Raw genomic sequence first — 7,017 nt, forward strand, 5'->3', positions numbered from 1 at the left:
GATGTCCTGCGCCAGCGTGGCGGACAGGCCGATGGCGAAGCTGGCGGCCAGCAGCAGGCCGATCGTGGGCGACGCGCCGGCCAGCAGCAGCGCCAGGGCCAGCACGGCGGCCTTGATCAGGATGATGCGCTTGCGGTCATAGCGGTCGCCCAGCGGCGCCAGCATCAGAATGCCGAAGGCGTAGCCCAGCTGCGTCAGCGTCGGAATCCAGCCCAGCGTTTCGGCGCTGGCGTGGATGTCCGCGCCCAGCACGCCGAGCATCGGCTGACTGTAGTAAAGGGAGGCGACGCCCAGGCCGGCGCCCACGGCCAGCAGGAAGACGAGGCCGCGCGATAGGGAGGGGTGGGGAGTGGGGGATGACATGGTGGTGTCCGGTGGCTTTGGGTACGGGGCAGATTCTGGGCTTGCCGCCGGGGTTTTGGTAGCCGACCTTCGGGTACAGGCGTTATACGATAGGCGTATGACCGCCTCCGCCCTTCCCGCCCCAGCCGGCACCGACCGCATGCTGTTGATCGAAACCTTCGTGCGCATCGTCGAGGCCGGCAGCCTGTCCGCCGCCGCCGCCCAGATGGGCGGCACTCAGCCCACCGTCAGCCGCCGCCTGCAACTGCTGGAACGCACCATGGGCGTGCGCCTTTTGAAGCGATCCACCCACGCCATCCGCCTGACCGAAGACGGCCAGCGCTGCTACGAGCGCGGCAAGGAGCTCTTGGCGAGCTGGCAGTCCTTCGAAAGCGAGGTGCGCGGCGCGGACGACGACCCGGCCGGGATGCTGCGCGTGGTGGCGCCGCACGTCTTCGGCCAGGATCAATTCATCGAGCCGCTGGCCAAGTATCTGAAGCGTTATCCGAACATGCGGGTGGAGTGGCTGCTGCATGACCGCATGCCGGACCTGATCGCCGAGAACGTGGATTGCGCGATTCGTGTGGGCGCCGTGACCGATCCGTCGGTGATTGCGGTGAAGCTGGGCGAGGTGCCGCGCATCGTCGTGGCGTCACCGGACCTGCTTGCGGGCGGGCCGGTTCCGCAGGATCCGTCGGATCTGGCGCGCCTGCCGTGGCTGGCGCTGCGCACCTTCTATCGCACCGAGGTGACCGTCACGCACTGCGGCAGCGGCGACAGACAGTCTTTTGAAATCCAGCCGCGCCTGTCTACCGACGGTCTGCACGCGCTGCGCAACGCGGCCATCCAGGGGCTGGGCGTGGCGCTGGGATCGGCCTGGGCCATGCAGCCCGATCTGGCCGCCGGCCGCCTGGTGCACCTGGCGCCGCAGTGGCGCGCAGATGCCCTGCCCGTATTTCTGGTCTATGCGCCGTCGCGTTTTCAGCCGGCGCGCCTGCGGCGCTTCATTGAGATCATGCGCGAGCATCTGCCGATGGAGCTGGCGGGGGCCTGACGGTCCGCTACGCGTCCCGCACGGATTCGTACACCAGCGTCGCCAGCGTCAGGTCTTCCAGCGCGCTACCGACCGCCTTGAACACCGTGACTTCCTGATCGTTGCGGCGTCCGGGAGCCTCGCCTTTGGCGAGCTGGTGCAGGTTGCCTTTGATGCCTTCGCGCGTCAGCACGCCCGCGTCGAATGCCGACAGCAGGTCGCCGGACTTGGTGGGCGCCTCGTCGGTGTCGACATACACGGTGGTGCCGTCAAAGCAAGCGGGATCGGTCTCGCGCATTTCCGGCTTGAAGCTGCCGATCAGGTCCAGATGCGTGCCGGGACGCAGCCACGCGCCGTGGATGAGCGGTACGGTGGATAGCGTGGCGCAGCTGACGATGTCGGCCTGCCCGGCGGCCGCCTGCAGGTCGGTGACCGCCTGCGCATCGAAGCCCTGCTCGCGCAGGGTTGCCGCCAGCGTCTCGGCGCCGGCCGGCCGAACGTTCCACACCAGCACGCGCTGGATCGGGCGCACCGTGCGCATGGCCTGCGCCACCAGCCCGGCGATGCGGCCGGATCCCACGATCAGCAGCGTGCGGGCATCGGCGCGCGCCAGGTAGTCCGCGCCCAGCGCCGCTGCGCCCGCCGTGCGGTACACGGTGACGATATCGCCGTCGACCTGCGCAACCGGCACGCCCGTGGTGGCGCTGTACAGGTTGTACGTGGCGTGCAGGCCCGGCAGGCCCAGATGCGTGTTCTCGGGAAAGATGTTGATGATCTTCACGCCAAAGTACCCGCGCTCGCTCCACGCCGGCATGATCAGCGAGGTGCCGTGCGCGTTGCCGGACTGGATGGCGTGCACGTGGCGGGCGGGCACCGTGGCGTCTTCGCGGAAGGCGTCCCGCAGGGCGGGAATGACGGTGTCGAAGGACAGGGCGTTGCGGGTCTGTTCGGTGTCGATTAAGCGCATCGGATCGTTGCCTGCGTGGTCGGTCAATCAAGGGGCCTCGGGCAGTCTAGCAGCGTGCGGGGCGCGGCCGCCAAAAGAAAATTGCCCGCGATGACGCGGGCAATGGGTCGTTCATCGCAGGCGAACGGCGTCAATCCACGTCGGGCTGGGGCAGCGGATCGCCCGCGCCGGTGCGCTCGACGATGAGCTTGTAGTGATGCGGGCTGCGGTGCTTGGCGAAATTAAACACGTGGTCGCGGAAGGTCTGGCCCATTCCCAGGTCGATGCGCGCGGTGATGACTTCGTCTTCCTCGCCGCTGGCGCGGGCCACGATCTCGCCGGACGGCGCGACGATCATCGAACTGCCGATCATGTGATGGCCGTCCTCGTGCCCGCACTTGGCCGCCGCGCCGATCCACACCGCATTCTGGTAGGCGCTGGCCTGCAGCACGATCTCGTGCGTGGTGGTGCGCAGGTGCGCGGGCTCGTTCCAGTGGATGTTCAGCGACGGCGTGTTGTAGCCCAGCACAATCAGCTCGGCGCTTTGCAGCGACATGACGCGGTAGGTCTCGGGCCAGCGGCGGTCGTTGCACAGGCACATGCCGATCTTGACGTCGTTGGTCTCCCAGACGCCAAAGCCCAGGTCGCCGACTTCGAAGAACTTCTTTTCCAGATGCTGGAAGGGGGCGTCGACCTTGTGGTCCGAGTGGCCCGGCAGGTGGATCTTGCGGTACTTGCCGATGATCTTGGCGCTGCGGTCCACCAGGATGGCCGTGTTGAACTGGCGGCCTTCCGGCGTCAGTTCGGCATAGCCCAGGTAAAAGCCGATGCCCAGCTCGCGCGCCGTGTCGAACAGCGGCTGTACGTCGGCATTGGGCATGGTCTTTTCGAAATAGCGCTCCACCGCTTCGGCGTCGTCCATCCAGTAGCGCGGGAAGAACGTCGTCAGCGCCAGCTCGGGAAACACGACGAACTCGGCCTGGCGGGCGGCGGCTTCGCGCATCATCTCGACAAGGCGGCGCACGACCACCGCGCGGGTGTCGGCCAGATTGACGGCGCCCATCTGGGCGACGGCCAGGCCCATTTTGCGGGACGGGGAAGAGGGGGTCACGGAGATCTCCAGAATCTTGCGAAGGGGCCGCCACGCGGGGGCGCGTTCAAGGCCGAAGGCGCAAGCATGCCCGCGCGCGGGCTGATCGGAAACTGCGGTCTGGCCGCCTGCCGGGGCGTTGCACTGGGCCCATCCCGGCATGCAACCCGCTGATCTGAATGGGAAAACCCGAGAAAGCGCGCCCTCGTATTGCGCCCTGTGCATAACGCGGGATCATGGGCGTCGCGCAAAGTTTTATATCGGGTTTCCCCGTAGATTCAATGACGCGGAGGCCCTTTGGCTCGGATCGCCCACCGGTTTTCCTAGCAACGCGCCTGTTTTCGAAAGCCACAATTAGCGGGTCAGGAGGGGCGAATTTGCCGTTTAGGCTGCGGGAAGTTCGGTTACATTGCCTTACGCGCAGAATTGCATGCCACGCGCCGCCCATGTGCACCGGTCCCCCATGTCACGTTCCAGAATTGCGGCTTTCGTGTTGTTGTTGTCGGCGCTTGGATTCCTCGCGGGGGTGCTGGCTGGACGCCAGATCGAACTGAACCAGGCCGACGACAAACTAGCCGGGCATAACGCCCGGCTGCTTGCGCACGCGCTGCGGGTGGCGCAGGAAAGCCATCGCCTGATGGCTGCGGCCACGCAGGGCGGTCCGCTGTGTTCCGAAGCCGATGTGGCGACCCTGCGCGTGCTGCTCTTCAATTCCACCTATATCCGCGACATCGGCCGCACGCTGGGCGGCATGCTGCGCTGCTCCGCGGCGTGGGGCAAGCTGCCCGATCCGCTGACCCTGCCACCGCCGGCCTTCACGTTGGCCAGCGGGCTGCAGCTCTGGGTGGGCGCCGCCAATATCGTCGACCGACGCATCATCGGCGACATGGCGGCGATGCGCGACATCATCGTGTTCACCGCACCGGGCGCGTTCGACGGCTTTCCGGAACCGGGTTCCGGCATCGACGCCAAGATCGTGACGCGTGACGGCGACCATGTATACCGGCGCTTTGGCCGCGCGCACGACCTGGACATGCCGCGCGAGAACATGGATGACCAGGGTTTCGCGCCTGAACGGCGCGCCTCGCTGTGCGCGCCGGACGGCGGCCCCGACATCTGCGTCGTGTCGCGGCTGCGGTCCGACGCCTGGTTCCAGCTTCCGGCGATGGTGCTGTCCGTGGTCGGCGCCCTGGCCCTTGCCTTTCTGGCGGGCCTTTGCGTCATGTGGCGCATGCACGCGGGCAGCGCCAAGAGCGAGCTGCGCAAGGCCATCCTGGGCGGCGACATCCAGGTCCACTACCAGCCGCTGCGCCAGCTTGCCTCCCGGCAATTGGCGGGTTTCGAGGCGCTGGCACGGTGGCGCGCCCGTGGCCGCGATGTGTCGCCCCTCCTGTTCGTGCCGCTGGCCGAAGCCATGGGGTTGGGCCGCGCGCTGTCCCGGCTGGTGACCTCGCAGGCGCTGCGCGACCTGCACGAGCGCCTGCGCGGCAATCCCGCGCTCTACGTCAGCATCAACGTGTCGGCGGCCGATTTGAAAGACGCAGGCTACCGGAACTTCCTGTTGGACGCCGTCAGCGAGCGCGGGCTGAAGCCCGGCAACGTGGCGCTGGAAATCACCGAAGGCACGCCCCTGTCTGATGGCCATGTGCTGGCGATGGTCAAGACCTTGCGCGGCAAGGGCTTCAAGGTGTTCATCGACGATTTCGGCACGGGCCATTCCAACCTGAACTATCTGGCCGAAATGCAGGCCGACGCCATCAAGCTGGACCGCAGCTTCACCAGTGCGATCGGCGCCGAGGACGCGGGCACCCTGATCATCGACCACGTCATCGCAATATCCCGGGAGCTGGGCATCAGCCTCATCATCGAGGGCATTGAAACCGAGGCGCAGGCCAGCTATCTGCTCGCCCGCCAACCGGCCGCAGTGGGTCAGGGCTGGTTGTTTGGCCGACCCGTGCCGCTTGCCGACATCGTGGCCGATTGACCGTTGGCGGGCAGTTTGTCGAATGTCCTTTTTATTTCTGGCACAACCGACATAATGCAGAATGTCCAACGCCGTTGCGCCGGACGCATTATCTGGATTTTGGCGAAGCATTATTCGCCGCTTTTACAGATAGAATGCGGGCGGTATTTAACGGGTTAATTTGCTGCATCTGCCATGGGACATAACCAGACGCTCGTCGACAACCTGCTGCGCATCCTTCCGTATGTCCAGAACGAAGAAACCGATGCGATGGTGAAGGGCATGGGCATGGCGGAAATCCGCGACCGGCTGGCCGCGCTGCAGAACCCGGTGCCCGTCGACAAGCAGATCCGCCGCACGCTGCTCAAGCTGGACAGCGTCGGCAGCGTGGGCGCCACGCGCGGCAAGCTCTGGTATCGCACCATCCAGCGCGCCGATTTCCATATCCAGAACATGAACGCGAATATGGCAATGGCGATGTGCGCGCTCAAGCAGGTGGCCGACCGCCACCTGCCGGCCGTCGTGCTGGACGATCTGGAAACCACCTTCGACAGCGCGTGGCGCTACCTGGAAACGCACCGCGCCCAGCCCGGGATCGGGCCGGCACATGACTGGGCGCGCAAGATCCTGCGCATCGACGGCACCCATCCCACCGTGTTGCCCACGGTGTCTGCCGAGGTCTACCGCCAAGTCAGCGGCGCGCTGTACTTCAACCGCAAGCTGTCGTTCCGCAACACGCCCTTCGGCGAGAAGACGCCCGCCGACCGGCTGTACGTCATGACGCCGCTGGCGATGGTCGATCGCGCGGGTGTGCTGTACATGGTGGCGTGGGGGGCGCGACAGCCGGGCAGGCGTTTCCTGTTCCGGATGGACAGGTTGTCCGAAGTCCGGCTGCTGGACGAGGCGGCGGACATGGATCCCACGTTCGACCTGCAGGACTTCGTGCGCCGCGAGGAAGCGCTGAACTTCGATCCGGGCGAGGAAACCCGCATCCGTCTGCACGCCGCCGAACCGGTGCTGGACGATGGGCGGCGCCAGCGTCATCCGCTGCGCGAATTCTGGCTGTCGGCGGATCAGATGATCGACGAGGACGAGCGCGGCTTCACGCTCACCGCCACGGTACGCCCGTCCGTCATGCTGTGGCAGCTGCTGCACGGGCACGCGTCCTCGATCGAGGTGCTGGAACCCGAAGACATCCGCGACCGCTTTGCCCAAGAGGCCCGCGAATTGGCGCGCCGCTACCTCTAGTCCGCCTCCCTCGGTGTCAATCGGCGGGCCAGGCGCGCGCCAGCAGCAAAGGCAGCACTTTCTCGGCCGCGCCCCGGATGCTGTGCGTCGCCACGCGATCCAGCGTTGTCGGATTGGGATTGATCTGCACCAACTGCGCGCCGCATCCGACCGCCTCGTAGCAGAGCTCGGCCGCAGCGGATGTCTGGCACGACGTGCCCGCTGTCACGATCAGATCGGCGTTGGCCACCAGCCCCTTGGCCACCCGCCAGACGGCGGGCGCGGGCGCCTCGCCGTGCCACAACCGCCCCGGGCGCACCAGTTCGCCGCAGATACGGCAGGCGGGCGGCGCGGGATACGGGCCGTGCCGCGCGGACTTGTCCGGCGGGGCGGTCAGGGTGTGGGGCATGCCACAG

7 protein-coding genes are annotated in these 7,017 nt (G+C 66.8%); 3 read left to right on the plus strand and 4 right to left on the minus strand.

Annotated elements, in window-relative coordinates; all coding sequences use genetic code 11:
• On the minus strand, nucleotides 1-363 hold a 363-nt coding region (locus B3446_RS28160), incomplete at its 3' end, for an MFS transporter (protein ID WP_291387456.1).
• 97 nt (nucleotides 364-460) lie between these two features.
• Here B3446_RS28160 and B3446_RS28165 point away from each other — a divergent pair.
• Complete coding sequence (locus tag B3446_RS28165; protein ID WP_191576404.1) at nucleotides 461-1,396, plus strand: LysR family transcriptional regulator; 936 nt, start codon at nucleotides 461-463, stop codon at nucleotides 1,394-1,396.
• A 7-nt stretch (nucleotides 1,397-1,403) separates the two neighbouring features.
• Here B3446_RS28165 and B3446_RS28170 read toward each other — a convergent pair whose 3' ends face one another.
• Together B3446_RS28170 and B3446_RS28175 are read right to left on the minus strand one after the other, a co-directional pair.
• Nucleotides 1,404-2,342: an ornithine cyclodeaminase family protein gene (locus tag B3446_RS28170; protein WP_291387462.1), complete on the minus strand. Its 939-nt coding sequence runs from the start codon at nucleotides 2,340-2,342 to the stop codon at nucleotides 1,404-1,406.
• A 130-nt stretch (nucleotides 2,343-2,472) separates the two neighbouring features.
• Entirely contained in the window at nucleotides 2,473-3,405 is a 933-nt protein-coding gene (locus B3446_RS28175; RefSeq protein WP_291387464.1) for an N-carbamoyl-D-amino-acid hydrolase, read from the minus strand.
• A gap of 469 nt (nucleotides 3,406-3,874) precedes the next feature.
• Here B3446_RS28175 and B3446_RS28180 point away from each other — a divergent pair, with 469 nt between their 5' ends.
• On the plus strand, nucleotides 3,875-5,395 hold the full coding sequence (locus tag B3446_RS28180; RefSeq protein WP_224776737.1) for an EAL domain-containing protein: 1,521 nt from the start codon (nucleotides 3,875-3,877) through the stop codon (nucleotides 5,393-5,395).
• A gap of 174 nt (nucleotides 5,396-5,569) precedes the next feature.
• Entirely contained in the window at nucleotides 5,570-6,622 is a 1,053-nt protein-coding gene (locus B3446_RS28185) for a helix-turn-helix transcriptional regulator (protein ID WP_291387458.1), read from the plus strand.
• Nucleotides 6,623-6,638: 16 nt separating this feature from the next.
• On the opposite strand, the gene B3446_RS28190 is transcribed toward B3446_RS28185, so the two are convergent.
• Nucleotides 6,639-7,017 (minus strand): Sir2 family NAD-dependent protein deacetylase (locus B3446_RS28190; protein ID WP_291387460.1); only part of this gene is annotated, 379 nt, incomplete at its 5' end.

This window comes from Achromobacter sp. UBA5777 (genome assembly GCF_002418565.1).
GTDB classification, from domain to species: domain Bacteria; phylum Pseudomonadota; class Gammaproteobacteria; order Burkholderiales; family Burkholderiaceae_B; genus Achromobacter; species Achromobacter animicus.